Raw genomic sequence first — 26,875 nt, 5'->3', positions numbered from 1 at the left:
GCGGCATGAGAACCATGCCGGGGTGAAATTCCCATGAGGTTATGCTAATAACCGTCCGATTAAAGCCTTTGTTTTATTGAATAGTGGACTTGCTGCTATTCATAGACTATATTATATGTTTGCGAAAGAAAGGGGGATTTTCTTTGACGCAAAACCAAACGCCCGTTACCACAACGGAGCATAAAATAGGAAAAGTTACTTACCTTGTATGTTCGTCCGCAAGTGAACGCGCAACGGACACACTGGATAAAAAGATAAAAAAACTCATTCGCAAAGACATGGAACTGAACCCCGCAAACGCCCGGAAATAGGGCGTTTCTTCACATTTTATACATGACACAGGCAGCGGTATGTGGTATAATATAGACAGTACAAATACCATGCTTGTCTGTCGTCGGAAAGGAGGACAAAATGTTACAGACAGACAAGATTACCGCTTTATATTGCAGATTGAGCCAGGAAGATATGCAAGCCGGGGAAAGCGAGAGCATACAGAACCAAAAACTGATTTTACAAAAGTATGCTGACGAACACCACTTTTTCAACACGCGCTTTTTCGTAGACGACGGATTTTCCGGCGTGAGCTTTGAGCGTGAGGGGCTTCAAGCCATGCTGCATGAGGTTGAAGCCGGGAACGTGGCGACCGTCATAACAAAAGACCTTTCCCGTCTGGGACGTAATTATCTGAAAACCGGGGAGCTGATAGAGATTGTCTTTCCCGAATATGAAGTGCGCTACATTGCCATTAACGACGGTGTAGACACAGCAAGGGAAGATAACGAGTTTACCCCTCTGCGGAACTGGTTCAACGAGTTTTACGCCCGCGACACCTCAAAGAAAATCCGGGCTGTCAAACAGGCAAAGGCGCAGAAAGGCGAGCGCGTCAACGGCGAAGCTCCTTACGGCTACCTTATCGACCCGGATAACCGCAATCATCTGATACCCGACCCGGAAACGGCGCACGTCGTAAAACAGATTTTTGCAATGTATGTACGGGGCGACCGTATGTGTGAAATCCAGAACTGGCTGCGGGACAATGAAATACTGACCGTCGGGGAACTGCGCTACCGCAGGACAGGGAGCAAACGCCACCCCCGCCCACAGCTCAACGCATGGTACAACTGGCCGGATAAGACGCTGTACGACATTCTGACAAGGAAAGAATATTTAGGGCATACCATAACCGGGAAAACCTACAAGGTATCTTATAAGTCGAAAAAGACGAAAAAGAACCCGGAGGAAAAAAGGTATTTCTTCCCCAACACTCACGAACCTTTGATTGATGAAGAAACCTTTGAACTTGCACAGAAGCGGATTGCCACCCGGCAACGCCCGACAAAGGTTGATGAAATTGACCTGTTTTCCGGGCTGCTCTTTTGCGGGGACTGCGGCTACAAAATGTATGCAGTACGCGGAGCCGGGACGCTTGAACGGAAACACGCCTACACTTGCGGCAACTACCGCAACCGGGCAAGAAATGATATGCTCTGCACTACGCATTATATCCGCAAAAGCGTATTGAAAGAACTTGTCCTTGCAGACTTGCAGCGAGTAACGTCTTATGTGAAAGAGCATGAACAGGAGTTTATCGAAACAGCCAACGAGTGCAGCGCAAAGGCAGTACAAAAGACGCTGACACAGCAGCGGAAAGAGCTTGACAAGGCGCAGAACCGTATTAACGAGCTGAACATCTTATTCCGCAAGCTCTACGAGGACAACGCTTTAGGGAAACTTTCAGATGAACAATTTGCTTTTCTGACTTCCGGCTATGATGAAGAAAAAAAGACGCTGACCCGGAGGATTGCGGAGCTGTCACAGGAAATCGACAACGCCACCGAGCGCAGCGCGGACGTAAAAAGGTTTGTCGCACTGGTACGCAGATACACAGCGATTGAAGAACTGACCTACGAAAACGTCCATGAATTTATTGACCGTATTCTTATTCACGAACTGGATAAGGAAACGAACACCCGCAAAATCGAAATCTTTTATAGCTTTGTCGGCAGAGTTGATACAGGTGACAAGCCTACCGAAAGTATCTCCTATTTCAGACAGATAGGAGCCGACGTAAAGAGTTATGCTATCTAACATACATCAAAAAGAGGTAAGATAACACCCTCTGCAAAAAAGGTATCGTTATCTTACCTCAACAAAATTTGTCCCCGACCAGCCGTCATCAATATATTCATCAATCACATTCAAATGATGTTCTTTTGCATATAGACGCAACATACTTCTTTGTGTGGTAATGCTGGAACTTTCGCCTTGTAATTCATCATCTCGGCTCAACCTAAGATAAAGTGCAGTATTGTAAATCTGTTGTTTCATTGTCAGTTATCCTCCTTTATAACTAACCCATGTTTACAATACCTGCTTGCAAGTAAAGTATAACATGGGTTATTTTTCACATTCAATCTATTTCTTACAACTGCACCGAATTTATGCGATTGTCTGCTTTGCTTTTTCAAGCATAACATCAGTCAGAAGTTCTTCCATTGTCTTTCCTTTTTCGGAAAAATGCTCTTTTACAACAATCTTTGTCTTTCCTCTGTTTCCAATGCCACACTTGTTATTTTTCTTTTGAATTGTTTTTACAGCATTATCAATAACACATACCCCCTTTCTGTAAAAATAGTTTTTAAGCAATTCAACGGCTTTTGTCATAGCCCACAGGAGTTCCACCTCTGCATTATCCAATGTAGCCGTACCCATTGCGTGCGACGCTTTTAACGCTCAAGCTGTGGCTGTACGGGAGTATCATTATCTGACAGCACAGGTCATGGCGATAAAAGAGGACAAGTCTTTTACAAGAACACAGATAGGTTGTCGCTCGCTTTTGCAGGGGAAAGGTCATGGCGTATCTGTTTCAATGGCTGCTGTCTGTCTAAGGTATTGAATTGCTTTATTCAGTTGTCAAAGAACACGAAAGAAGAAAATCGTCTTTCCTATATACCGCGTTGGAAAAGAGCAAAAGCGTAACCAATACTCAAAACTTTTTTCTTTTCACTTCATATCTGTACAGCAAACACTTATTTGTTAAGTTGAAATGAAAAATAGTTAAACTCTTTTTTCCTGCACCATATAGGGAAAGCAAATATTAGTTTGCTAAGTTGGTGATGAAAAAATTTGATTTTCTTTTCACACCCTAACTACCCATGCAACACCGTAACTGCCAATAATGGAATGAAAGATTTTCTTTACTCCATATAGGGACAGCAACTACCGATTTAATGACCTGTTTTCAAAAAAAGTTAGATTTCCTTTTCTCGCACCATATCTGTACGCAAGTAACTGTTTTGTTGCAGATTTTTTGAAGAAATTAAAAAATACCGTCACTCCCTTGTGGAGCAGCGGTATCATTCTCAATCATATCTGCTATGTCTGTTGTCATTTGTTTAATTTTTAATTCCTGCTTTTCTGTTAGTCTTGTATGTCTGTCGATTTCTTCCAGATAATTTGCTCCTGTTTTCTTTTCAATTTCTTTTATCATCAATAAAGAGGGCATGACCTGTCTTTCTAACCAGCGTTTTGTTTTATCCATATTAACAGCAACAGGCGTCATAATAAACGGAAGTGAGGTCGTTACATTATCTAAAAATATATCCCATAAGATATAATCGGGAAAATCTATCTGTGTAAGGATAAGGCTTGCTATGGTCTTTTCGGGATTTCTTGAAAAAACAAGTTGTTCTATCGTTTGTCCTGCTTTTCCATTTTTCAAACGAATTTCAAAGCGGTTCTTAATGTCTGTTTTTATACCCTTGCTTTCTTGTTCCTTTTCTTTTTCATATAGGCAAAAGTAGATAGAACTATTCTTTGAACCGATATAAAAAGTTTTTGCAGTTTCTCCATGTGTACCCGATAATTTCCCGCTGTCTACTGCTTCATGGGTTCTAGAACGTTTCCATACCTTGTTAGCATAATAACGTTCCCTTAAAATTTCTATATCCAGCAATCCGCCCATATCATTGACTGCTAAATCTATCCGTTTAAAAACGCCTTGATAATCTATACAACAGCTTAAAAAGCAATACCAGTCTATCCCTCTTGCCCGTAAAACATATTCCAAGTTCCGACACCCCATACCTCTTAATTCCAATAAAACACCCATAGAACTATCTTTAGAAGCATTTACACTAATATCCCCATAGATATACTGTTCTTCATAACCAAACATTCCGTAATCTTCATGTATAAAATATTCGCTTTTCATTGCCAGTACATTTTTTATAATTCCCAATGCGTCTGTGGTAGGAAAACGAACACGCAGATAGTCAATCGTTAAAGTGAAAGGCTGTGTACAATTACAATAATCAAGATAATGTAGAAGTATATGTTTCATTTCTTTACTGGCTTTTGTTTTTCCGTTTTCAATTTCATTTAGGTTCTGCCTGCTGATTTGTAGTTCCTGTGCCAGTCGTGATTGCGAATAATCACAGGCATTTCTCTTTTGCTTTAATGCTTCAATAAATTTTATATCATTCATGCTTATTCCTCCAATCAAAAAAGGCATATACTCATGGGAGCATACACCTTGTATCTTATATTTATTTTCTATTGATATGCTGTTTTAGACCTGTCGGGTAGAAAGAATAGGGTGTGAAGTGAAATAAGTTCTTATAACCTTATAAATCGTTGCATATCAGCAGTTTTGTATTTGTTTTTGCTCTTGCCTTTTGTAATAGTACCCCCCTGTTAGATAGCGGGGGCTTGATATTCGCTCGCCACAGACTTGCTCACAGATGAAGTGAACCAGACGTTTGACAGCTTCGCTGTCATGGCTTGATGTCTTCGACCGCCACCACGTCTGGATCACTCCATCTGATAAGATATTTCATTCAATAGAATTATCATCAAATTTATCTCTCAAAATACGATTACGGAAATTTATAATTGTTTTACAATCAATATTTTTTTCATAATTTAATCATCAGTATATGTTAATAAATCATGTGTTACTTTTCCTATATCTGCTTGAATACAAATAGATTGTTTTTCAATTTGTGGTGGACAATAGGCTTCTTGATAATTGATACAGGTATAGACTGCATTTTTATTTTTTGAAGTCATATTCCAAAATGGGTATTTAATAATAACTGGTGTATTATTTCCAACACCTAACTCCAAATACAGAACATGAAGATTTTCATGTCTTCTTAAAAAATCACTATATCTTTCAGACGCCTTATACCATCCCTTATCCTGTACAAAAGTTCCGTCAATTCGTAAATTTACAGTCATAGGTGCACTACAATGAGGACAATATGGTATCAAGTCTGTTGGTATTTTCATATCTTGTTGCTGTTCTACCATTTGTTTGACTTGCACTTCATTGTCATACGTTTCCTGCTGACAGGCATTAGAACATTGAAATAACCCATAATCACCTTGCGTGTAAAACAGTCGTTTCTTATCAAACCCTGCTTTTTGAAAACAGTGGTCAACATTTGTTGTAAGAATAAAATAATCTTTGTCTTTCACTAAAGACAATAAATCAGCATAAACCCGATTAGGAATTGTCTGATAACGATTAAGATAAATATGTCTGCTCCAATATGCCCAGTATTCTTCTAGTGTTTCAAAAGGATAAAAACCTGCCGAATACATATCCTGCAAACCATATTTTTCTGCAAAATCCGAAAAATTGTCATAAAAACATTTACCGCCATATTCTAGCCCTGCTGATGTAGATAATCCTGCACCTGCACCTATAACGATAGCGTCGGCATTTTCAATTTGTTTTTTTAACTTTTTTAAATTATTCCAATAATCGCTGGTAGATTTGATAATCTTCTTCTTTGAAAACATTAAAAACCACCTCTATTTCCGAATGTGTTTCTTGTATATATTCTGTTACTGTTTGAATTGCAATTTTCCCAGCAATATCATTTGGGAAATGAAATTCGCCTGTTGAAATACAACAGAAAGCTACTGATTTTAAATGATATGCTTCTGCCAATTCCAAACAAGAACGGTAGCAGGAAGCAAGTAACAAGCAATCTTTCTTACTCAATGCTCCATGAATAATCGGTCCAACTGTGTGAAGTACATACTTTGCAGGCAGATTATATCCTTTTGTGATTTTTGCTCTTCCTGTTGGTTCGGGACTATTTTGCTGTTCCATGATTTTTTGACATTCTAAACGAAGCTGTATACCAGCGTAAGAATGAATTGCATTATCTATACAGCTGTGACAGGGAATAAAGCACCCTAATAAAGCGTTATTCCCAGCATTGACGATTGCGTCTACTTGTAATTTTGTTATATCGCCTTTCCATAAATATAATTGAGGTTTTAATAGTGCTAAATCTTGAATAGAAATTATTTGTTGGTTTTTCAATTCTTCTTGCAAATATTCGTCTTGAATTTTTAGAAATTCCCTTGATATAGGCATGGGTTCTCGAATATTCATAAGAGAACGTAATATCCTTTTCTTTTCGTTTAGTGATTGAACAGATAATAAATGTTCATATTGCTTACTTTCATTTATTAAATATTGAATGAGATAATCTAAACGCTCGTTTTGTTTCATAATACTACCTCTTTTCGATTGCACGAACAGGACATACTTCATAGCAGTTCCCACAATGTAGACAGTTTTTTTGAATAATCTGGACAGGTGTTGTTGAATAGTCGATACACTTTTGAGGACATTTAGAGTAACAAAGTTTACAGTTGATACATTGTTCATTGACAAAATATCCATGTATATTTTCTTCACAACTTCCGATTGAAAAAGAAAATCTTTCAATCGGCTTCTTTGATAAATCAAACCATTCCCCCGTACCCTCATATATCTGAAAAACAGTTAAGGCATTTCTTGACTCAACAGTAGGATAAATCTCTGACATGTAGGAATTTTTTTCAAACAGAGAAACCAATCTGTCTGAACCGATTTCCTGTACCTTTCCCTGCACAGAAACCGCAATGCTTGAAAGGGTATCTTGTCCTTTCATTCCCGTAAAGGCAATAAGAGAATGGTTTTTCAAGCGGTCATAAAAACTTTTTCCTCTTGCTGTCAAAAAATACAATCCTTTTTCATCATAGTCCATAATATCAATCGTACAGGTTATAGGATTGCCATGTTTATCTACTGTCGCAAATACAGTAGAATGAATTTCGTTTACAATATACGCTAGACACTCGATACTTGTCATGTCCATACCTCCCTAGTAAGAAAGCCCAACTTTTTACGTCAGGCTTTTTGTTTTCAAATTATAAAACATATTCTTTTGGTGGATTGCCAGAAAAATCAGCAATCACAGCGTGTGCATTTTCAAGATAGAATACTTCAAAGATAGGATTATCTGCTGTATTATACTGTCCTTTCACGATAGGGTTGTTCATACAAAGTTCTTTTACTTCCATATCATTTTCAAAAACAGCTTTTCCGTTTAATCGAATCCATGCATAGCTAGGGCTAGAAACAGATACCTCTACATTAGGATTTTCCTGCATATCCTTATAAACATCTTTTGTATGGTTTGTACAAAACCATAATTTTCCGTCTTTTTCAAAGCAGAACATAAATGGACGACACTTTGCTTTTCCATCACGCCCGATTGTTGCCAAATACTGCACAGGGTTTTCTTGTAAAAATTTTACTACATCATTCATTTTGATTTCCTCCTTGTTGTAACATCAATTATTACAACAAGGATAATACAGCATTTTAGATGTAATGTCAATAGTTACAACAAATTTAATTTTTTTCAAAAGAAAACACGCCTATTAATACAGCGTGTTTCTCTTTTTCTCTTTATTTTCTTTACCAATATAATATTGTATATCTCTGATAATATCAGCTAATGTGATTTTTTGTAGTTCATTTTCAAGTGCTTTTTGTACTTGCTCTAATTTGCTGTCTAATACATTATGGATATTTCTTCCCACAGGGCACTTATGGTTTGGATTTTCATGAAAGTGAAAAAGTTCGCCATTGTCGATACATTCTACTGCAAAATAGATATCAAGGAAACTAATTTCTTCTAATGGCTTTGGGATAGACGTGCCACCACTTCCACGTTGTACTTCCACAAGTCCTGCATTTTTTAACTGGGATAATATCTTTCTTATAATTACAGGATTGACATTAACGCTAGAAGCTAAAAAATCACTTGTAATCTTAAAATCATCTTGAAATGTGTCAATACAGGCAAATATGTGAACAGCAATCGTAAATCGACTCGAAATCTGCATAATTACTCCTCGCTTTCTGAATATCTTATGTGCTAATTATAGAAGTTGTTTATTGTAATGTCAATTATTACAACAAAAGCCGGTTGAATTTCTTTGCCACATTAGACTTTTTCATGAAAACTTGCTGTAATTGTATATCTTATTTGCAAGCAGGTAAACACAGGTTATTTCTTAATATCCTTTTGTTTGGGAAACTCCTTGCTCCCACTTGGAAATTGTTTGTCGCACCACGTTCAGCTTTACAGCAAGCTCCTGTTGCGAAAGACCTTTTGATTTTCTGATTGCTTTTATGTTTTCTTTGAGCATCGGGGATAGCCTCCATTCTTCTGGTCTTTGTCATAATTATATGAGGAGCTGCCCGTTGCTGCAAGCAACGCATTTTAACATTTAAGCGAATCCCGTCTGCTTTTTCCCGTAAAAAACTTGTTTATCTTCTCTTTTCATGGTACAATGTATTCCTGTATGAGAATGCTGAATAGAGAGGCGTTATAATTATGGAAATGATTCATGAAGCGGGACAGTACGTTGATACCGTCAAGCGCGTCTGCGGCGCGGTCGGTAGCGAGGTCACGTTCCGCGGCACCGTACACCGCGCCCGTGATATGTCCGATTTTTCGTTCATCATCATGCGTGTCGAGCGCGGCCTGATCCAATGCACGTTCCAGGGGGACGAGATCGGCGGCGTCAAGCGCGCGGATATTCGGGACGCCATGGTGCTCGAGGTCACCGGCAAGGTGCATGAGGAACCCCGAGCCGAGCACGGCATCGAGGTTGTGCTGAGCGCGGTCAAGGTCATCGGCCGCCCGTACGAGCAACTTCCCGTGCCGCTGGGCAAAAAATATATGGGCCTGTCGCTCGACGTCGATCTGCCGCTGCGCCCGATCACCCTGCGCCATCCGGTCAAGCAGGCCGTGTTCCGCGTACAGGGCGCGATTGCGGACGGCTTCGCCCAGTATATGCAGGCGCAGGGCTTTACCCACATCCACACGCCCAAGATCGTTGTCGCGGGCGCAGAGGGCGGCGCGAACCTGTTCAAGCTGGACTACTTCGGCCAGCCCGCTTACCTGGCGCAGTCGCCCCAGTTCCACAAGCAGTACCTTGCGGGCGCGTTCGGCCGCGTGTTCGAGATCGGCTCGGTTTACCGCGCCGAGCGGCATAATACCTCGCGCCATTTGAATGAGTATATCGGCCTTGATTTCGAGATGGCCTATATCGATTCCATGTATGACGTGATGGCAATGGAAACCGGCATGTTAAAGTCGGTCATGGCTTACGTCAAGGAGCATTGCGCGGAGGAGCTGGCACTTCTCAAGGCCGACGTGCCGGAGATCCGCGAGATCCCGACCATCCGCTTCCATGAGGCCAAGCAGATCATGGAGGAAAAATACGGCCATAAATCCAAAAACCGTTACGACCTCAATCCGGACGAAGAGGTTCTGCTCTGCCAGTGGGCCAAGGAGCAGCACGACAGCGAGTTCGTATTCGTTACGCACTTCCCGTCCGCCAAGCGTCCGTTTTACGCGATGGACGATCCGGAGGACCCCAAGCTGGCGTTGTCGTTCGACCTGCTGTTCCGCGGGCTAGAGGTCACGACGGGCGGCCAGCGCATCCACGATTATCAGGAGCAGATGGACAAGCTCGCGGCCCGCAAGATGAACGCGGAGCTGTTTGAGTCGTTCACCATTCTGCACAAGTATGGCATGCCGCCGCACGGCGGCCTGGGCATCGGCCTGGAGCGCCTGACCATGCAGCTTCTGAGGCTAAACAATGTGCGCGACGCTTCCATGTTCCCGCGCGACATGAACCGCTTGGAGCCGTAACCTCCTCCCCATCAATTGCTTTGTTCTGAAAAAGGGCCGCTGAAACGATGCGTTTCAGCGGCCTTTTTCTGTTACCCATCCTCAACAAGCCTGTACATGGTTTTACCACAAAAAGTTCTGCTATTTTGTTGTTTTTCTATTTTCTTCTTGTTATGGAATCCACATTGTTCTAAAACCAGCTTTTTATCATTGTTTTCCGGTCGAAATTGTCGTATAGTAAGCACCAGAGCGCGGTACCGCGCACCATTACCGCCCGCATAGCCGCGGGCTCACCGCTATACGACCAATGAGGAGAATGCAAATGCGAATGAAAAAATCACTGGCCGCGATCCTGTCCTCCACGATGGCGCTGTCCATGCTGTCCGTTTCGGCCGCAGCCGCCAACGCAAAGCCCGTTATGGAGGACGCGGCAAACAGTTGGGCCGCCAGTTCGATTGACCGATGGGTGCAGCACGGCATCGTAGAGGGCAACAGCGACGGCACCTTCAAGCCGTACCGCTCCCTGTCCCGTGGCGAGCTTGCCGCTATTTTCACCCGCATGTTCGGCTTGACCGAAAAGGCGGAAAACAAGTATGCCGACCTGACCGGCAGCGAGTGGTACGCGGACGCGATCCTGAAATGCACTGCGGCCGGCATCCTTGAAGGCGACGGAAAAAACGCCAATGCAGCGGCCCCCGTCACCCGTCAGGAGGCAATGACCATGTTCGCCCGCGCAATGGGTATGACGCCGGACGCCTCCCCCGACCTGAGCCAGTTCACCGACGGGGGCCGGGTCGCGGATTGGGCGGCGGGCTATATGGCGCCGCTTGCGGAAATGGGTATCCTGGACGGCGTAGGCGGCGGGCGTGTCGCGCCGGACGAGCATATCGACCGTGCTTCCACCATGGCGCTTCTGGACAAAGCGATCGAGGAATACATAACCTCGTCCGGCGAGATTGCGCTGAAAAATGAAAACGGCTTTACCGTTATCAATGCCGCCGCCAGCGCGCGCGATACTGAGGGCGTCACCCTTTCCGGCAAGGCCGCGGGCCTTGTCATTTCCGCGGGTACCGCGGCGGATGTGACGGCGGACGGCCTTACCGCCGGCAGCGTCCGGATTGATGGGCGGACCTCTGTTTCGCTGGACGGAGCTGCCAGCGCCGGCCGCGTGAACGTCCATGCCGCCGCGTCGGTCAGCGTCGGCGCTTCCTCCCAGGCTGGAGCGATCACGCTTCACGGCGCGGATGCGTCGCTGTCCGTTTTCGGTTCGGCAGACCGCGTTGAAATCGCCGAAACCGCCGCCTCCGCTTCGGTCATGGTTGCCACGGACGCGTCTGTGGAAACCGTCGCCATCTCCGCAGCGCAAACAGAGCTGTCCGCTTACGGCTCGATCGCTTCGGTTGATGTGACCAGGCAAGCTGCGGATACGCTGGTTTCCGCGGAAAGCGGCGCGCAGATCGATCGGGTATCGACCGCGGGCACGGGTACGACTGTCAAGGGCGCGGGTAAGGTGTCCCATGTTGCGGTTTCCGACGGCGCTTCCGGCGTCACAGTCAACACCATCGGATCCAAAATCGACAATAACAGCAGCGAGGCGGTATCCTCCGGAACCGGCTCGATCCAGCCCGGCCATGCCGGCACCTCGAACGGCGAGAACAGCGCGCCGACGCAGGACGGCCCTTCGAGCGGCGGCTCGGGTTCGGGCGGTGGGGACACTGTCCAGCAGGCCGATATCGTCAAGGCGCCGCTCCTCGACCAGTCGGGAACCATTGACGCCGATGCGCTTGTGCGGGATTATCAGGTTTCCAGCACTGTCAAAGGGGATGTGACCGAGGTCACCATCAGCGGCGAGCACCTGATGAAGCACCAGAACGCTCAGGGCGTTTCTGACTACTGGATTGGCTTCGGTATTCCAGCTAAGGAGGGCAATACCTACTATGCCGGATACGGCGCTGTTCCGGAAGAGCTCGGCGCGCCCGTGGACTCCATCGCAGACCGCACCTATGAAGAAAACGGCAAGACCTATAATACGGTATACTTCGGCTTGAAAGACGTGGATTTAGAAAACGGCGCGTATGTCGTCGTCAAAAACGGTGAAGACACCGCAGCCTATCGCGTCTCTTTCCAGGTCACGCTGGCACCCGCGGTGGAAAATATGCAGGTTTGGGTCGTAAACGACCAGGCCTCCTACGAGCGCCTCCCCGCAGACTATACGGGCGCGCATCCGTGGGACGATGCCTACCTGCAGCCGGAAAACGCGGCCGCGCTTCCGTGGTTGGCGGTCAGCTATGACAGCAACGTGACCGGCGCGGTGGAAATCCAGGTGACCAAGGACGGCACGCCGGTCGGTAGCAAATCACACGCGGAAAGCACGGTCAACACAGACCGCTACCAGCTCTGGCACCTGACCAAGCCCGCCGATTCCGAGGGCAGGGATTATTTTGACCAGGAGGATGCCGCTGGGACCTATGTGGTTACCATCCGCAAGGACGGCCAAACGGTATCGAGCGAGGCGCTCGTATACGCGCCGTAAACGAGGCGCGCCGCCATCCCGTTCTCAAACACGGCCGGCTGCCGGCAGACACGGCTCCGGACATGCGCAGGGGCGCTGGAAGCAAAGCTTCCAGCGCCCCTGTTATTTTTCTTCCGTTTCCTCGCGCCGGTACTCCAGGATATCTCCCGGCTGGCAGTCCAGCGCACTGCAGATCGCGTTGAGCGTGGAAAAACGGATCGCGCTGATCTTTCCGGTTTTGATTTTGGACAGGTTGACGTTGGAAATGCCCACCCGCTCGGACAGCTCGCCCAGCGACATCTTCCGGTCCGCCATCACACGGTCAAGCCGTAATATGATTGCCATACGCCACCGCCCTACAGTGTCTCGTCAGCTTCCTGCTGCAAATGCGCACCATAAGCAAATGCATAGGACAGGCACAAAACCACACCGCCAAGCAGCAGGTAGTTCCAGTTGATCAGCGAACCTCCGCCGGCTTCCATCACGATGCGCACACCGCCGCGGAGCAGCGTCTCCTGCCGCTCCAGCGCAAAACCGCAGACGGTATAGAGCAGCTCGGGCAGGCTGCCGCGCAGCAGTCCCAGCGCCATCACCAGCAGGCCGATGCCGCGCACCGCACGAACATGGCACGGCAGGAACGGCGTCCCCTGTCGGTCGATTCCCCGGAAAATAGCACAGCCCAACCACAGGATCCCTGCTATCACGATCCAGAACAGCGTACTCCACCAGAACGAAACCCCACAGACAAACCGTACCGCGCCCCGCCAGCCCTCCGTACCAGTCCAGCTTACGCCAAGGGAAAAATGCTCCACCAACATCTCCGCGGGCTGGAACAGCAGCCACGTCCCGTAGACGAGGCGCACCACAACCAAAGCCGCGGTGATCCAGAACAAAACCCGCAGCAGCGTCCCGATATCCGCGCATCTTGCCCGAACGATATCCTTCTGCGTCTCCAGCATACATTTCACCTCTTCCTGAAGAATATCACAGGCGTATATCTTTGTCAATAATAATTTAATGATAATCAATAAATAATATATAATTTTCATTAATCTTCGATTTGCATTCCCTATACTGCTTTGGTAACAAAACGGAAAAAACTCGCGCGGGCATGTCACAAAACCAAGCCGCCGCACGTTATAGAAAATGAACATGTTCTTTTCAGAAAGGAGGGCGCCAGATGGACGCCCGCACCTTGGATGAGCGCTTCGCTCTGGGCGGAGAACAGGCGCTCGCCGATGCGATCGAGCTGTACGGCCAGCCGCTTTTGCGGTATTGCCACCACATCCTCTGCGATTACCACGAAGCGCAGGACGCCGTGCAGACCACCTTTATCAAGGCCTATGATAACCGCAGCCGTTTTCGGGCAGGCACCAGCCTGAGCGCCTGGCTTTACCGACTTGCCTATACCACCTGTATCGACATGCTGCGCCGCCGGAAGTTCCAGCTTCTCACACCGCCGCCTGCCGCCGCCGACCCTGATTATATCGGGGACGACCTGCGGCGTGCGCTGCAAGCCTTGTCGCCGGAGCAGAGAGCGCTGGTATTCGGCCGCGTGATCGAGCAGCGCAGCTTCGATGCGTTGGCCGTCATTTACGGAAAGCCCGCCGCCACCCTGCGCAAGCGCTATGAACGCGCCCGCAAAAAGCTCGCACAGGCATTGGAAGGCACGCCGGCAGAAAGGAGGAGGAAGCAGCCGTATGAGTCCAACACCCGATGAAATCCGCATCCGCGAAGCGCTTGAGCGCATCCAGACACCCGCTTACGACATCGCCGGGGCGGTCAGGGAGCAGCGCGCCCGGCGCGGCAGGCGTATGCCGCTGCGCAGCCCGCGGCGGCTTGTCTCCGCCGTGCTGGCGGCGGCCCTGCTGACCGTAACGGCCGCCGCCGTATTTCAGGTTTCGGTCGGCTGGAAAACCATCTTCGGGCAGGATGTTGTAATTCCCGACGAGCTCGCCATCCCTCTGCAGAAGGGCGCCACCATGAACGGCTGCACGCTGACGGTGGAGGATGCCATCGTCACCCGCACTGGCGTCGCGCTCATCTATTCCTTCCGTTATGCGGATGGCTCCCCCCTTTCCAACCCAATTCACTTTGAAACGGTTTCCCTTTTGACTGACGGGACAGATACCGCCTATTCCAGCCGCGGGCAGAGCATCTTTACGGATTCTCGAGATGCCGTCCAATATTTTTATCAGGAGTTCTCCCTTGCCGAGGATCCCGGCGACCGTGACCTTACCCTGACCATCGGCCCCGCCTCCAGCATGGAAACCAGTGAAGTCCTTACCGCCAGCCTTGACCTTGCGGCGGTTTATCAGGCGCATCCCATTGCGTTTCCCACCGACCAGCAGGACGCTTACCGCACCTCCGCCTATTTGGAGCAGGATACTTCCTCCGTCCCGCTTCCGCAGGCTTGGGAGTCTTCGGAGGTACAGTTTGCCGGCGTTGGTTTTATGGGGGACGAATTATGCCTTGCGCTGATCACACCGCCCTATGACCTGTATCAAGGCGTTTCCTGTGATATTGTTTCCCTGCTGGACACCCGAACGGGAAAAATCATCGACAATACCGGCAGCGGCACCTACCCGCTGGAGGGGGAGGACAGCGAAATCCGTGAGGCGCGCTTCCAGGGCTTGACCGTGGACGACCTGCCGTATCTGCAGCCGCAGATCATCTACACCCGCAGCGTGCCGCTGACGCAGAAGCCTTGGGAGGTTTCTTTCCGCGCCAAAAGCGCGCAGACCTATTCCCGCGCGCTCAGCCTGGATCTTTCGGATGGCAGCCATATTGACCATCTGTTCCTGTCCCCGCTCGGCATCCGGATCGAAGGGACGCGTCCCGCCTCGCTGGACGAGGATGGGGGCTTGGACCGCGCGCCCCATATCGCCGTGATCCTGCAGGACAACAGTATAATTGGCGCCTCGGTTTCCGAGTGCGGCCTCTCCATGGAGGAATCGTCCGCGCGCGAAACGTTCGAGGTCACTTATGTTTACCAGGCAGGCACTGACAGCCGGCGCTTCCTGTCCGTCTCCGACGTGACGGGCATCCGCATCGGCGATACGACAATATCGATAGCAGAGTAGAAAGCCCATGGGGGCGAATAGCCGTGCGGCGGTGTGGGGCCGCTGCACGGCAAAAAGAGCAGCCGGTTGGATCAGGCTGCTCTTTCACTTATTGCACAACATTAATCCTTTTATTTTGTGCATCTCCTACAATTATTATGACCCGCCGCCGGTTTAGCGGCTCAAAATGATGAAAATACAGAAATCTGCAAAAAACGCTTTATTTTCCTGTCTTTTATGCTATAATGATAACATAAATCAGATTTTGGAAAGCATTGCACAGGAGGTAAGTACTATGACCAGAGGAATCCGCGTAAAAAATACGGACGACATTCAGAAGATCAACAAGATCGTCACCAAGTATGGCTTTGATATCTGGATCCACGGCAAGAGCGGCATGGTAGACGCCAAGAGCCTGCTCGGCATGTTCCTGCTCTCCCTCAACGAGCCTCTGCAGATCGTGCTGGAGGACAGCGTCGACCCGACCGCGTTGTTCAAGGATCTCGCCGATTACCTTGAGATCGACGACGAGGACGTTGACGAAAAGAAATGATTCCACGCAAAAAGCCGCTGCTTTAGCAGCGGCTTTTTCTATTGCCATAGCTCATACGCCGGATATGCGCCTGCCGGAAGATAGCCCAGCGTTTCGGCCAGGTGTGCGGATACCGGATGCGCTGCATCCCAGGACGGATGCAGCCCCCGTTCGAGGCACGCGAGGATAAGCGCCGCCGCGCAGGCGCGTGCCAAGCCCAGCCTCCGGTGCGACGGATGGGTGTCGATCTCCACTTCGATGCCGCCCGGCCAGTCCGCATAGCAGGACGCGCCACACAGCAGCCGCCCCGCCCTTACTGCCGCTATCCCCAGCCCATGCGCTGCAAAGTCTTCCCAGTCAGGGTATTGCGAGGTCAGATCCCTGCTCCATTCCTCCTGCCCCGCCTGGCGGAACAGCGCCCCGTCCATCCGGCGCAGGGCGTACTCATCCGGCACGCGGGCGGCCAGCACTGACAGCTTCGCACGCTGAAAGGCGTTCTTTTTTGCAAAGGCATACCGCTCCGTCAGGCGCGCCTGTGGATAGCACTGTTCGATCAGCGGCCGCCAGTCCGGTGTGCGCGGGATCAGTATGGTATATGGCCGCGTGTTCTCCGGCTGCCAGGCCGCGACACGCGCGTCCGGCTCTCCCGCGAAAAAGCAGAAATCCCCGACGCGCACCTGCGCCGACCGGTATGCCCCATCCGCGACCGCATATCCCATTCGTCCGGCAAGATAGGCGTACAGCATGCCCTCCTCCCAGCCGTTTAGCAGCGGGCCGATGCATTGGGGCGACGCAACGTGCCCGATCACAGGACCACCAGCGCCTTGGGCGCTTCGGTCAGGTTGATACAGCCGTCCTCAATCACATACAGCATATCCTCGATGCGCACGCCGAAGCGTCCCGACAGATAGATGCCCGGCTCGGCGGTTACGACCGCCCCCGCCGGAAGCCGCGCCTCGCCGCGCGGTCCCGCGGTCGGCGCCTCATGGATCTCCAGGCCGACGCCATGGCCAAAGCCGTGGCCGAACGCATCGCCGTATCCCGCGTCCGCAATGACCTGACGCGCCGCCGCATCCACCGCCCGTCCAGTGACGCCCGCCTTGCAGCACGCGATTCCCGCAAGCTGCGCGTTCAGCACCGTATCGTATACGGTCTGCATCTCGTCGGTCACATGACCGACCGCCACTGTGCGCGTCATGTCCGAGCAGTATCCGTCCACGATGCAGCCGAAGTCCATGGTGACGAAATCCCCCGCCGCGATCGCCTTTTCCGTCGGCACACCGTGCGGCTTGGAGCTGTTCGCGCCCGATACGACGATAGGGTCGAACGACATGTTTTCCGCGCCGTAATGCAACATCAGGTAGGTCAGCCGTGCGGCGACCTCTTTTTCGGTCACGCCAATCCGGATATCGTTCAGCACCTCTTCGAGCGCCCGCTCGGCAATGCGCTGTGCGGCGGCAATCCTGCCAACCTCATCGTCCCCTTTTGTGATGCGCAGGCGCTCCACACCATCCTCCAGGCGCATCGCCGCAGCGTGCAGCGCGGAGGACCAGGACATGTACTCCGCATAGGTCATCTGCTTGTCTTCCAGTGCGATTTTCTTTACGCCGTCCTGCCCAATCAGCTCGTTGATGACAGCGGAATAACTCCTCCCGCTGCCGATCTCGCGCACCTCGAACCCTGATACCGCGGCGCGCGCCGCCTCGACATAACGGAAATCCGTATAGAACACCGCCTGGTCCGCCGACAGGTAGACCGCGCCGGCGGTCGAATGGAATCCGGTCGCATACCGCCGACTGATTTCGCTGGTCAGCACCATCGCGTCATACGGCGCCTCGCGCAGCAGTGCGCGCAATTCTTCCCGTTTCATAGCCGCCTCACCCGATGATCGCCTTGACCGCGTCCACAGCCAGCAGGTAGCTGTGCTTACCGAAGCCCGCGATCACGCCCGCGCACACCGGCCCGATGACCGATTTGTGCCGGAACTCCTCGCGCGCATGCACGTTGGACATGTGGACCTCCACACAGGGCAGGCGCACTGACGCGATCGCATCCCGAAGCGCGTAGCTGTAATGCGTATACGCGCCCGCGTTGATAATGATGGCCGCGCAGTCCTCGCGCGCCGCGTGGATGCGGTCGATCAGCGCCCCTTCCACGTTGGACTGGAACACCGCGCAGCTCATGCCAAGGCGCTCGCACTTGGCCACGACCTCGGCGTTGATCGCGGCAAGCGTATCCGAGCCGTAGATGCCCGGCTCGCGCTGGCCGGTCAGGTTGAGGTTTGGTCCATGAATCAGCAGCACTTTTTTCATTTTTCCGTCTCCTTTTTATATAAGTCCATCATCATCCGCGCGTCCTCGGCCTGTGTGCCGGCCGATTCGCAGATAAAGGTCGGCGCATAGCCGCGCGCCGCCGTTTCCTGCGCAACCGGCAGGAAATCCGGCCCGTATACGGTATCCGAAAAGGTCAGGTGGCGCACCTCGCCTTTGTCATTGTATTCGATATGGGAAAAGTGCGCGTGCAGAATGCGTGTCCGCTCCGCACCGATGCCGTTTTCCAGCCGATCGAACAGGCGCGCCACATCCTCCCGCGTGGACATCCCGCCGCCTGTGCGGCAGTTCAGGTGTCCGAAATCGATGCACGGCAGCAGGCGCTCGTCTGCCGCCACCAGCTCGCAGACCTCCTCCGCTGAACCGAGCACGCTTTTTTTGCCCATGGTTTCCAGACAGACCGCGCAGCCGGTCAGGTGTTCCTCCTCCAGCGCACGCAGGATGTTTTTCACATTTTCATGCGTGTTGCGCATTGCACGCTCGCGCGTCAGCTTTCCCTGGCCGCCGCAATGGACCACCATGCGCACCGCGCCCAGCGGCACGGCAAGTCGCGCCGTATCCAGCACATACCCAATGTTTTTCTCCATCCGCTCGCTTTCCTCAGAGGAAAGGTTGATGAAATACGGCGCGTGGATGCTCATCTGGACGCCGTGCGCACGCGCGGCCGCGCCGATCCTTTTTGCGGTATCTTCCCCGCATCGCACACCGCGGCCGCACTGGTATTCAAACGCAGTCAGCCCCCTGGCCGCAATCCAGGCGGGAGCGTCCTCGCTTTTTTTAAAGCCCTCGGCGGCAAAGGATTCCGAATTGCCGGCGGGTCCGAACCTTGCTTCAATCATGCCGCGCCCTCGCTTCCATCCGGCGCCTGCCGCGCTCGATAAAACCGCGTTCGAGCTGGTAGCGCACATTCACCCAGAAAAAGCGGCGGTCCAGCGTCTGCACATAGCAGGTCAGCGCGCCGACACGGTTGCCGCCGAACACGTCGGTAAAGATCTGGTCGCCCACCACGGCGGTCTGGGAGAGCGGCACGCCCAGCCGCTCAGCCGCGCGCTGGAACCCGCCGGAAAACGGCTTCCCCGCGCGACTGATGAAATCCACACCGAGCGCGGCGCAGAATTTCCCCACGCGCGCGGCCCTGTTATTGGAAAACACCAGCACCTTCATCCCCGCGTCGCGCAGCGCGCGCACAAACGGCGCCAGAGAATCCGGCGGCAGCGCAGCCTTATGCGAGGCCATCGTGCCGTCCAGGTCGATCAGCACGCTGCGCACATGGTTCTCGCGCAGCAATTGCGGGGTAATGTCATAAATCGACTCAAATACATAGTCGGGAATCAGTTTGCTCATTCGTTTACTCCTGCGTTCTCACTTTGGGAATTGCCACATATAGTGTAATGGAATTTGTCCAAAAAGTCCAGAGCAAGGGAGTCGATCACAATGGTATATACGAAAAATCTCATCCTGGTATGCACCGGCCGCGACACGGTATATGCGGCGAAGCACGGCATCCCCGTGCTGCACCTCTGTCTTGGCATCACGCCCACCGGCGCGCTGCAGCGCCTGCAGCTTCCCACTGTGCAGGCGCGCTGCCTGCTGGGCCTGTGCGACCCGCCGCGTTCGCTCGCCGACTGCAATGCAGACAGGCTTGCCGCCGACCTGGTGTTCGAGGCAAAGCGCACGGACGCGCCCGGCGTGTTCGCGGATTTTGAGCACGATACCCCGCGCGGCCGGATGCTGCTCGCTGCGTTCGACAAGGCGCTGCACGAGGCGGAAATCCCGTTCTACGTCCCGCTCGCCTGCGGTCGGTCGCTGACGCATGCGATCCTCACCACGCCGACCGCGCTGTCCGGCGGCAGCCTGACCGACTACATCTCCTCCCTGCAGGGCATTTACGGTGCAGCCCGCATCGCGGCGTTCCTGCAGCCGGTCTCGCAGGATTTCACGCTTCCGTCCAACTCGCCCAACGGCAAACCGCTCACCAACACCGAGCGCGAAACCCTGCTCGGCCGCACCGGATCGCAGACCTTTTTCTCCCGCGAGCTGTGCGCCAAGTATTTCACCTATACGGACAGCGAGGGACGCGCGCACTTTGTCCTGTTCGACGATGCCTCCACGCTCGAGGCCAAGCTCGCGCAACTGTCCGGCTGCGGCGTGCAGGCCGTGTTCGCCCTGTTTCCGGACGCAAAGCAACTGCTCAGTCCGTCGTGACCGGCGCGGTCCTGGCCCGCGTCAGGCCGAGCAGGTCCGCCGGCGCGCACTCGATTTGGAAACCGATCCTGCCTGCGGAGACAATGACAGACGGCAGGTGGTTCACACTTTCGTCAAACACGGTCGGGAACGCCTTTTTCATCCCGACCGGCGAGCAGCCGCCGCGCACATACCCCGTCAGGCCGAGCAGTTCTCGGACATGCACCAGTTCGACCGCCTTTTCCCCCGCCGCCTTGGCCGCTTTTTTCAGGTCAAGCTCCTTCGCCACCGGAATGACGAACACATGGCAGCTGCCCGACCGGCCGCGCGCCACCAGCGTCTTGAACACCTGCGCCTCATCCTGTCCCAAAAGCCGCGCGACCGTTGCGCCGTCTACCGCTTCCTTGCCGTGTGGATACGCATGCGCCGTATAGGGGATCCTGTGCTGCTCCAGCACCCGCATTACATTGGTTTTATCCGAAGCCATCGTCCTCGCTCCTATCTGCGTTTTATACAGATATTATAGCTATTGTTTGTGCAACAAGCAAGAAATATCAAAGGGGTTTCTCTGAGGAGAAACCCCTTTTCCCGCACCGCCCGTTTTATTTTTCGCGCGCGATGATGATGCGGATGCGCCCGCAGTCCCCTGTATCCTTATCATAATAGCAGGTGATGCTGTATGAATCGAAATTGTTCCGCAGTTCGGTCAGTGAGAGCAGGCTGTAGCTCGCGTTTTCGGACCGGTATACCGCGCACTCATCCGAAAACAGCCAACCGTCCCCGTCCTTGGACACTCCGAGCTGCGTGATGGTATCCGGATTCTTGATCTCCTTCAGCGCGCTCACCGCGGAAAGCTGCCCGTCCTCGACCGTCAGCCTGGCCGGTCCGTTGGAGGCGCCCAGCGTCCTGCCGTTGGTGGAAAGCGTCTGTTTTTCTCCATTCACCAGGTAAGTATAGCTGCCGGAAACGCTCATATCGTCCGACTGCTCCTTGACGCTGGTGATGATGCCGTATTCATACAGGTCGCCGGTAAAATCGCGCAGGATCAGGTCGGTGATCTCGCCCGCGCCGTTCGTCGCGCAGTAGCGCACGTCCGTGGAGTCCAGCGCTGCGCCGTTTAAGCGGGAGTAATACACCCGCTTGGCGCTTGAGGCGTTGGTATCCAGGATGCGCACGTCCTTTGCCATCGTTTTGCTGCCGATCGTGTAGCCGGACACCGCCCCGCGCACCGTGGAGGACTTCAGGATAGAAACATCGGTTTCGGACGAGCCGAAACCGATGGATACCAGGTCCCCTGTGCTGATCGAGGTCCGTGTGCAGGGATATACATAGCTGTTGCCATCCATAGCCGTGACCGTAATGGTGCGCGAGGTATAGGCGTTGCCGACCGAATTGTAGTATGTGCCGGTCCCCGTGGCGGTCACCATGCCGACAACCTCGGACACATATTCGTCCGCCGGCAGCGCGGCGGCGACCTTGCCGTCGCGCCCGAGCAGCAGGGTCACGATATCGCCTACATTCAGCCCGCCCAGCGTGGACAGCTCGCAAGCGGCGTCGCTGGTCTCGATCTCATAGGTGTTGCCCGCGACCGTCACGGAGGTCGGGGACGCCGCCGAGGGCGAGGCGGACTGGTAGGTGCCTGTCACCGCGTTGGCATACGCCCATACCGCGGAGCCGGTGTAATACACCACGTCGTACCGTTGTATCGCATCCGCGGAGGAGGTGTAGCCGTTGCGGTACACGGTTTTCCCCTCTGTCGAAACGATGCTGGATATGCCGTTTTCCACAATGTAGGGTCCCTTCATTGTATCAGAAACGATATTCAGGTAATCGATCTCATCGTTTTCGTTCAGCGTGTAACCCAGCATCTGCGCGTAGACCTGTCCGTCCTTGGTATCCGCGTTGAGCAGGTTGTAAAACAGGTACATCATGTTCCGCCGTGTCATGGCCGAACCCTGCGACGCGGTGACCTTGCTGTCCAGCCCCAGCGATTCGTACAGGGCGAGCTGCCCATACGGATAGGAGCCGGAAAAGTCCTCGGTCGTGTAACCGAGCAGCTTGAGCACGCCGGTCGCGGCCTCCTCCAGCGTGACGGTTTTGTCCGGCCGGAAGCTGCCGTCCAGATAGCCGGTCAGCCAGCCCTGCTGCACGGCGGTCTTGATATAGCCTGCCGCCCAGTGGGTATATGGCACATCCTTGAACGGGGAAGAATTGGATGCCCCCGCCACCTTGTCCTGATAGGTGGAGGCCGCAACGAGCATCTTCGCGTATTCCGCGCGGGTGACCGTTTTGTCTAGGTTCATATCCCCGTTTGGGTCGCCCACCATAATCTCCGTGGACCGGATCACCTGCTCGATCACACTATCCGATACCTCGGACGTGGCCAGCGCGGCGGGCAGGCCGCCCAGCAGCACTGCCGCCGCCGTCAGCAGCGAAAGCAGTTTTTTCTTCAAGAGTAACTCCTCCTTTTTTGTGCGCCCATCGCGGAGGCGAGGGCGAGTTATCCGAAAATGGTTTCCGCTGGAACTTTTTTCGGTATCCAAGGGGGAACCTGCCCCCTCGCGTGCTTTTCAGTCGTACCGCAGCGCGTCGATCGGGTTGAGCTTCGCCGCCTTGTTCGCGGGCATGAAGCCGAAGAACACGCCGATAAACACGGAAACGCCGAAGCTGATTGCAACCGCGCCCACGCTCGGCGTCGTGGTCATGCCAATGATCTGACCGGCGATCACCGCGACCACCGAGCCGAACACAATGCCGATCACGCCGCCCAGGGCGGAGGTCGTACCCGCTTCGATCACGAACTGCCGCATGATATCCTTTTTCTTCGCGCCGAGCGACTTGCGGATGCCGATTTCGCGGGTGCGCTCCGTGACCGAAACCAACATGATGTTCATAATGCCGATGCCGCCGACCAGCAGCGAGATGCCCGCGATGCCGACCAGCACCATGGTCATCATATTGGTCATCTCGGTCATGGAATCCACCATTTCCTGCATGTCAGAGATCATGTAATAATCGTCGTTCTGGAACACCGCATACAGCGCGTTATCGATCAGGGTGGTGCCTTCGCTGTTGAGGGACGCATCCCGGGTGGCAAACAGAAAGCTGGATATTGCGCCGAATGTCAGCTTGGAGGCCGTGGTATACGGCAGATATACACAGTCGTCCGCCGAGCCTTCGGAGGAATCGTCCTGCTCCTCCAGCACGCCGACCACGGTCAGAGCGTTACCGTTGACCTTGATGGTCTGCCCGACCGCATCGCCGCCCAGCATATTCGCCACATAGGTCCCGACGACCGCCACCTTATTGCGGGCATCCAAATCTGCATAGCTGATGAAGCGGCCCTCCCGCATCGTCAGCTTGGATATCTCCGCGTACTGCTCGGAAACGCCGGTCACGCCCGTGGAGCTGAAAGAATCCGAATCCGTTCCTGTTTTCACCGAACCCATGACCGATACCGTCGGACTCATGCCCATAAAGGTATCCGTGTTTTCCTCATACAGCGCGTACATGTCGTCCGTATCCACCGTGCGCGAGGAGCCGCGTCCGGTTACGGTCACGGTCAGCGTATTGGTACCCATATCCTCGAACATGGAGGTCACCTCTCCCGTCATGCCCTGCATGAGCGAAACCAAGATAATGACCGACGCCACGCCGATGATAATGCCCAGCATGGTCAGAAACGCGCGCATCTTGCTGCCCGACAGGCTCTTGAACGCCAGCTTGAACGCCTGTGTGAACCCCATCGTCAGTCCCCCCTCGGAAACGCGTCGCGCGCCGCGCCGTCAAAAATGATTTTGCCATCCGCCACGCGCACGACGCGCTTGGCCTCCTGCGCGATGCCGTTGTCATGCGTGATAAGCACGATCGTATTGCCCTCGTCGTTGAGCTTTTTCAAAAAATCCAGCACCTCGCGGCTGGTGCGCGAATCGAGCGCGCCGGTCGGCTCGTCGGCCAGGATGACCGAAGGGTCGCCTGCCAGCGCCCGTGCGATGGAAACGCGCTGCTGCTGGCCGCCGGAAAGCTGCGTGGGCAGATTTTTCTCTTTGCCCGCGAGTCCGACGCGTTCGATCTGGAGCCGCGCCCTCTCGGCGCGCTCCTCAGCGGGTATGCCCGCGTAAAGCAACGACAGCTCGACGTTTTCCTGCACGTTCAGCTTGGGTATCAGGTTGTACTGCTGGAAAATAAAGCCCAGCGTCTTATTGCGGATCTCTGCCTGCTCGTCGTCGGTCAGCTCGGACACGTCCTCGCCATTGAGCAGGTACTGCCCGCTGGTCGGCACGTCCAGACAGCCAATAATGTTCATCAGCGTCGATTTGCCCGACCCCGACTGTCCGACGATGGCTACAAATTCTCCCTTGTATATCTTGAGCGAAACGCCATCCGAGGCATGCACCTCGGTATCGCCCATCTGGTATATCTTATAAATATCGCGCAGCTCAATCAGCGGCGTCCTGGTTTCGGTTGTCATCACGGCATACCGCCTCCGCCCGGCATGCCGCCGCCTGCCATACCACCGCCAGAGGGCATACCGCCCATGCCGCCCATATCACTGCCGGAGGGCATATTACCCATATCGCCGCCTGGCAGCATGCCGAACTCATCGCCGGACGAGTTGCGCTGCACCTCGGGTACATAGACGATATCGCCGGGCTCGATGCCGGAGGTGATTTCAATATAACTGTCGTCCGACAGGCCGGTTTCAACCTCGACCGCCCGCCATCCGTCGGGCAGAAGCACGCCGCCCACCATGGCGTTTTCCGTGTTTTTCGCGCTGTCATCCTTGACATAAACCGTGTTCCCGCGCTGCACAGACGCGATCGGCACGGCGACCGCGTCCGCCGCCTCGTCCACCACGATGGTAGCGTCCACGTTCATGCCCGGCAGCAGGCCTTCCGGCGGGTTATCGATCTGCACGGTCACCGGATAGGTGGTCACACCGTTAGAGGTCGTACCCGCGACCGAAACCTTAGTCACAATGCCTTCGATCGTCGCCGTGTCCGTGAGCGAATCACAGGTGATATTGACCGCCTGGCCGACCTCTACCTCGTTCACATCCAGTTCGTCGAGCGAGATATCGAACGTCAGGTAGGAGAGGTCGTAAATGACCGCGAGCGTGGTCTGCCCATTGGTGGTGTCGAGCGTATCGCCCACCTTGGTGTTCTTGGTGATGACCGTGCCGTCAATCGGCGCGGTGATCGTGTAGTCGTCCAGCTTATCTACCGTATTCTGATAGGAAAGCTGCTGCTGTGCGAGCGACAGGCGGCTGCTCTCCACCTGCTGTTCGACCGAGGAAGAGGACAAAACCGCAATGACCGTGCCGGGCGAAACCTGCGCACCCTCGCTCACTTTCAGGCTCGTTACCGTACCCGAAGCGTCCGAGGTGATCGTGGATTCCGACCGGTATGTAAAGCTCGCGCCCTGGTTGCTGGCGATGCCGTTCACGGTCGCAGAGGCGGTTGAGGACGTTGAAAGCCCGCCCGGATTGCTGACCTGTATCGTCACATATTTGACGATCTGGTAACCGTCCAGCACGGTTTCGGCCGCGTCGATCGCCGTGACCGTGCCGCTCAGCGTCTCGAACGAGCTGTCCATTGTTACGGTTGCGGCCGCGCCGACGCCGAAGTTTTCCACCTCCGCGGAATTGAACGGCACCACCAGCTCCATCACGGAAGAATCACGCACATCCGCAATCGTCGCGCCCGCCTGCACTTCGTCGCCCACCTCAACATACAGTTCGGTAATCATGCCCGACTTTTTCGAGGTTACATTCAGGTCGTCCAGGCTTTCCAGCGTCTGGCTGTAGCTGTTCTGGCTCTGCTGTAGGGAAAGCTGCGCCTGCTCGACCGAGCTTTCCGCGTCTGAGCTGTCGATCTCATACATGACATCGCCCTTTTTTACCTCGTCGCCCTCCTCAAATGTGCAGGACAGCACCTCGCCCTGCACCGATGCGGTCACGCTGTACTGGTTGGCCGGCTCGATTGTTCCCGTCGCGGACAGCGTCAGTTGGATGTCCTGCCGGACCGCCTCGCTTTCCGTATAGGTCTGCGTTCCGTCCGCACCGCCGGCTGTCAAAATATGATGCACGCCCCAGCCTCCGGCAAGCAGCACCACCGCCACGGGGATGACCACCTTCTTTTTCAGCTTCCTGCGTTTTTTCTTTTTGCTGTGCGCGCCAGTCGGTGCCATATCCGCAGCCGCTTCTTCATTTTGCTTTTTCTTTCCCTGAAACAGCCTTTTTCCTTTCCATTTTCCTT

Annotated in this window: 28 protein-coding genes and 1 pseudogene; 8 read left to right on the top strand and 21 right to left on the bottom strand. The window is 53.0% G+C overall.

Annotation, left to right across the window (positions count from 1 at the left end):
- Positions 1-83 precede the first annotated feature (83 nt).
- Both DBQ51_RS17390 and DBQ51_RS13350 read left to right on the top strand, forming a co-directional pair.
- Complete coding sequence (locus DBQ51_RS17390) at positions 84-311, top strand: transposon-encoded TnpW family protein (protein ID WP_004613661.1); 228 nt, start codon at positions 84-86, stop codon at positions 309-311.
- A 100-nt stretch (positions 312-411) separates the two neighbouring features.
- Positions 412-2,088: a recombinase family protein gene (locus DBQ51_RS13350; RefSeq protein WP_002569190.1), complete on the top strand. Its 1,677-nt coding sequence runs from the start codon at positions 412-414 to the stop codon at positions 2,086-2,088.
- 48 nt (positions 2,089-2,136) lie between these two features.
- On the opposite strand, the gene DBQ51_RS13345 is transcribed toward DBQ51_RS13350, so the two are convergent.
- From DBQ51_RS13345 to DBQ51_RS13300, 9 genes and pseudogenes are all read right to left on the bottom strand, one after another.
- Complete coding sequence (locus DBQ51_RS13345) at positions 2,137-2,328, bottom strand: recombinase family protein (protein ID WP_434470607.1); 192 nt, start codon at positions 2,326-2,328, stop codon at positions 2,137-2,139.
- A gap of 111 nt (positions 2,329-2,439) precedes the next feature.
- Positions 2,440-2,712 carry a hypothetical protein gene (locus DBQ51_RS13340; protein ID WP_431833315.1) on the bottom strand — a complete coding sequence of 91 codons (273 nt, stop codon included), beginning with the start codon at positions 2,710-2,712 and terminating at the stop codon, positions 2,440-2,442.
- Between the two features lie 607 nt (positions 2,713-3,319).
- The gene (locus DBQ51_RS13330) at positions 3,320-4,486 is read right to left on the bottom strand and encodes an XRE family transcriptional regulator (protein WP_107631815.1); all 1,167 of its coding nucleotides are present in this window, start codon (positions 4,484-4,486) and stop codon (positions 3,320-3,322) included.
- A gap of 437 nt (positions 4,487-4,923) precedes the next feature.
- Positions 4,924-5,808: an SIR2 family NAD-dependent protein deacylase gene (locus DBQ51_RS13325; RefSeq protein WP_107631814.1), complete on the bottom strand. Its 885-nt coding sequence runs from the start codon at positions 5,806-5,808 to the stop codon at positions 4,924-4,926.
- A complete protein-coding gene (locus DBQ51_RS13320; protein WP_107631813.1) occupies positions 5,759-6,532 on the bottom strand; it encodes a protein-ADP-ribose hydrolase in 774 nt (257 codons plus the stop codon). Before DBQ51_RS13320 ends, DBQ51_RS13325 begins: the two co-directional genes overlap by 50 nt.
- 4 nt (positions 6,533-6,536) lie before the next feature.
- Positions 6,537-7,157 carry a 4Fe-4S binding protein gene (locus tag DBQ51_RS13315; protein WP_107631812.1) on the bottom strand — a complete coding sequence of 207 codons (621 nt, stop codon included), beginning with the start codon at positions 7,155-7,157 and terminating at the stop codon, positions 6,537-6,539.
- Positions 7,158-7,215: 58 nt separating this feature from the next.
- On the bottom strand, positions 7,216-7,617 hold the full coding sequence (locus tag DBQ51_RS13310; protein WP_107631811.1) for a pyridoxamine 5'-phosphate oxidase family protein: 402 nt from the start codon (positions 7,615-7,617) through the stop codon (positions 7,216-7,218).
- Between the two features lie 114 nt (positions 7,618-7,731).
- Positions 7,732-8,199 carry an Rrf2 family transcriptional regulator gene (locus DBQ51_RS13305; RefSeq protein WP_107631810.1) on the bottom strand — a complete coding sequence of 156 codons (468 nt, stop codon included), beginning with the start codon at positions 8,197-8,199 and terminating at the stop codon, positions 7,732-7,734.
- A 189-nt stretch (positions 8,200-8,388) separates the two neighbouring features.
- Positions 8,389-8,505, bottom strand: a pseudogene (locus DBQ51_RS13300) (helix-turn-helix transcriptional regulator); the annotation flags it as partial.
- Between the two features lie 188 nt (positions 8,506-8,693).
- Here DBQ51_RS13300 and aspS point away from each other — a divergent pair.
- Both aspS and DBQ51_RS13290 read left to right on the top strand, forming a co-directional pair.
- A complete protein-coding gene (aspS, locus tag DBQ51_RS13295) occupies positions 8,694-10,019 on the top strand; it encodes an aspartate--tRNA(Asn) ligase (RefSeq protein ID WP_107631809.1) in 1,326 nt (441 codons plus the stop codon).
- Positions 10,020-10,320: 301 nt separating this feature from the next.
- Positions 10,321-12,531, top strand: coding sequence for an S-layer homology domain-containing protein (locus tag DBQ51_RS13290; protein ID WP_159068193.1), 2,211 nt, complete (start codon positions 10,321-10,323; stop codon positions 12,529-12,531).
- A gap of 102 nt (positions 12,532-12,633) precedes the next feature.
- Here the strand turns inward: DBQ51_RS13290 and DBQ51_RS13285 are convergent, their stop codons facing one another.
- Together DBQ51_RS13285 and DBQ51_RS13280 are read right to left on the bottom strand one after the other, a co-directional pair.
- Positions 12,634-12,855 (bottom strand): helix-turn-helix domain-containing protein, encoded by a 222-nt coding sequence (locus tag DBQ51_RS13285; protein WP_054328072.1) that lies wholly within the window; start codon positions 12,853-12,855, stop codon positions 12,634-12,636.
- Between the two features lie 11 nt (positions 12,856-12,866).
- Complete coding sequence (locus tag DBQ51_RS13280) at positions 12,867-13,469, bottom strand: DUF2975 domain-containing protein (RefSeq protein ID WP_159068192.1); 603 nt, start codon at positions 13,467-13,469, stop codon at positions 12,867-12,869.
- A gap of 221 nt (positions 13,470-13,690) precedes the next feature.
- Here DBQ51_RS13280 and DBQ51_RS13275 point away from each other — a divergent pair, with 221 nt between their 5' ends.
- The 3 genes from DBQ51_RS13275 to DBQ51_RS13265 all read left to right on the top strand — a co-directional run bounded on the left by DBQ51_RS13275 (position 13,691) and on the right by DBQ51_RS13265 (position 16,125).
- A complete protein-coding gene (locus DBQ51_RS13275) occupies positions 13,691-14,230 on the top strand; it encodes an RNA polymerase sigma factor (protein ID WP_054328074.1) in 540 nt (179 codons plus the stop codon).
- Positions 14,211-15,593: a hypothetical protein gene (locus tag DBQ51_RS13270; RefSeq protein ID WP_054328075.1), complete on the top strand. Its 1,383-nt coding sequence runs from the start codon at positions 14,211-14,213 to the stop codon at positions 15,591-15,593. The genes DBQ51_RS13275 and DBQ51_RS13270 overlap by 20 nt, the downstream gene beginning before the upstream one ends.
- Before the next feature lie 274 nt (positions 15,594-15,867).
- Positions 15,868-16,125: a hypothetical protein gene (locus DBQ51_RS13265; RefSeq protein ID WP_054328076.1), complete on the top strand. Its 258-nt coding sequence runs from the start codon at positions 15,868-15,870 to the stop codon at positions 16,123-16,125.
- 38 nt (positions 16,126-16,163) lie between these two features.
- On the opposite strand, the gene DBQ51_RS13260 is transcribed toward DBQ51_RS13265, so the two are convergent.
- The 5 genes from DBQ51_RS13260 to DBQ51_RS13240 are packed head-to-tail and all read right to left on the bottom strand — an operon-like array spanning position 16,164 to position 19,778.
- Complete coding sequence (locus tag DBQ51_RS13260; RefSeq protein WP_107631806.1) at positions 16,164-16,913, bottom strand: GNAT family N-acetyltransferase; 750 nt, start codon at positions 16,911-16,913, stop codon at positions 16,164-16,166.
- Positions 16,910-17,974, bottom strand: a complete 1,065-nt coding sequence (locus tag DBQ51_RS13255) for an aminopeptidase P family protein (protein WP_107631805.1) — start codon at positions 17,972-17,974, stop codon at positions 16,910-16,912. Before DBQ51_RS13255 ends, DBQ51_RS13260 begins: the two co-directional genes overlap by 4 nt.
- Positions 17,975-17,981: 7 nt before the next feature.
- Positions 17,982-18,416 carry a type II 3-dehydroquinate dehydratase gene (aroQ, locus tag DBQ51_RS13250; protein WP_054328078.1) on the bottom strand — a complete coding sequence of 145 codons (435 nt, stop codon included), beginning with the start codon at positions 18,414-18,416 and terminating at the stop codon, positions 17,982-17,984.
- Positions 18,413-19,273, bottom strand: coding sequence for a TIM barrel protein (locus tag DBQ51_RS13245; RefSeq protein ID WP_207724505.1), 861 nt, complete (start codon positions 19,271-19,273; stop codon positions 18,413-18,415). Before DBQ51_RS13245 ends, aroQ begins: the two co-directional genes overlap by 4 nt.
- On the bottom strand, positions 19,266-19,778 hold the full coding sequence (locus tag DBQ51_RS13240) for a YqeG family HAD IIIA-type phosphatase (RefSeq protein ID WP_107631804.1): 513 nt from the start codon (positions 19,776-19,778) through the stop codon (positions 19,266-19,268). The genes DBQ51_RS13245 and DBQ51_RS13240 overlap by 8 nt, the downstream gene beginning before the upstream one ends.
- A 90-nt stretch (positions 19,779-19,868) precedes the next feature.
- Between DBQ51_RS13240 and DBQ51_RS13235 the strand changes: the two genes are divergently transcribed.
- Complete coding sequence (locus DBQ51_RS13235) at positions 19,869-20,639, top strand: glycoside hydrolase family 18 protein (protein ID WP_054328082.1); 771 nt, start codon at positions 19,869-19,871, stop codon at positions 20,637-20,639.
- On the opposite strand, the gene ybaK is transcribed toward DBQ51_RS13235, so the two are convergent.
- From ybaK to DBQ51_RS13210, 5 genes are all read right to left on the bottom strand, one after another.
- Positions 20,626-21,105 carry a Cys-tRNA(Pro) deacylase gene (gene ybaK, locus DBQ51_RS13230; protein WP_107631803.1) on the bottom strand — a complete coding sequence of 160 codons (480 nt, stop codon included), beginning with the start codon at positions 21,103-21,105 and terminating at the stop codon, positions 20,626-20,628. The genes DBQ51_RS13235 and ybaK overlap by 14 nt on opposite strands.
- 115 nt (positions 21,106-21,220) lie before the next feature.
- Positions 21,221-23,071 (bottom strand): S-layer homology domain-containing protein, encoded by a 1,851-nt coding sequence (locus tag DBQ51_RS13225; RefSeq protein ID WP_107631802.1) that lies wholly within the window; start codon positions 23,069-23,071, stop codon positions 21,221-21,223.
- 117 nt (positions 23,072-23,188) lie between these two features.
- Positions 23,189-24,364 (bottom strand): ABC transporter permease, encoded by a 1,176-nt coding sequence (locus tag DBQ51_RS13220; protein ID WP_242977941.1) that lies wholly within the window; start codon positions 24,362-24,364, stop codon positions 23,189-23,191.
- Positions 24,365-24,366: 2 nt separating this feature from the next.
- A complete protein-coding gene (locus DBQ51_RS13215) occupies positions 24,367-25,089 on the bottom strand; it encodes an ABC transporter ATP-binding protein (RefSeq protein ID WP_054328085.1) in 723 nt (240 codons plus the stop codon).
- A complete protein-coding gene (locus DBQ51_RS13210; protein WP_159068191.1) occupies positions 25,089-26,807 on the bottom strand; it encodes an efflux RND transporter periplasmic adaptor subunit in 1,719 nt (572 codons plus the stop codon). The genes DBQ51_RS13215 and DBQ51_RS13210 overlap by 1 nt, the downstream gene beginning before the upstream one ends.
- Between the last annotated feature and the right edge of the window lie 68 nt (positions 26,808-26,875).

The organism is Agathobaculum massiliense (genome assembly GCF_900291975.1).
GTDB lineage: Bacteria > Bacillota > Clostridia > Oscillospirales > Butyricicoccaceae > Agathobaculum > Agathobaculum ammoniilyticum.
Note: the sequence above shows the minus strand (reverse complement) of the source record. Positions and strands in the feature narration are given on the sequence as shown.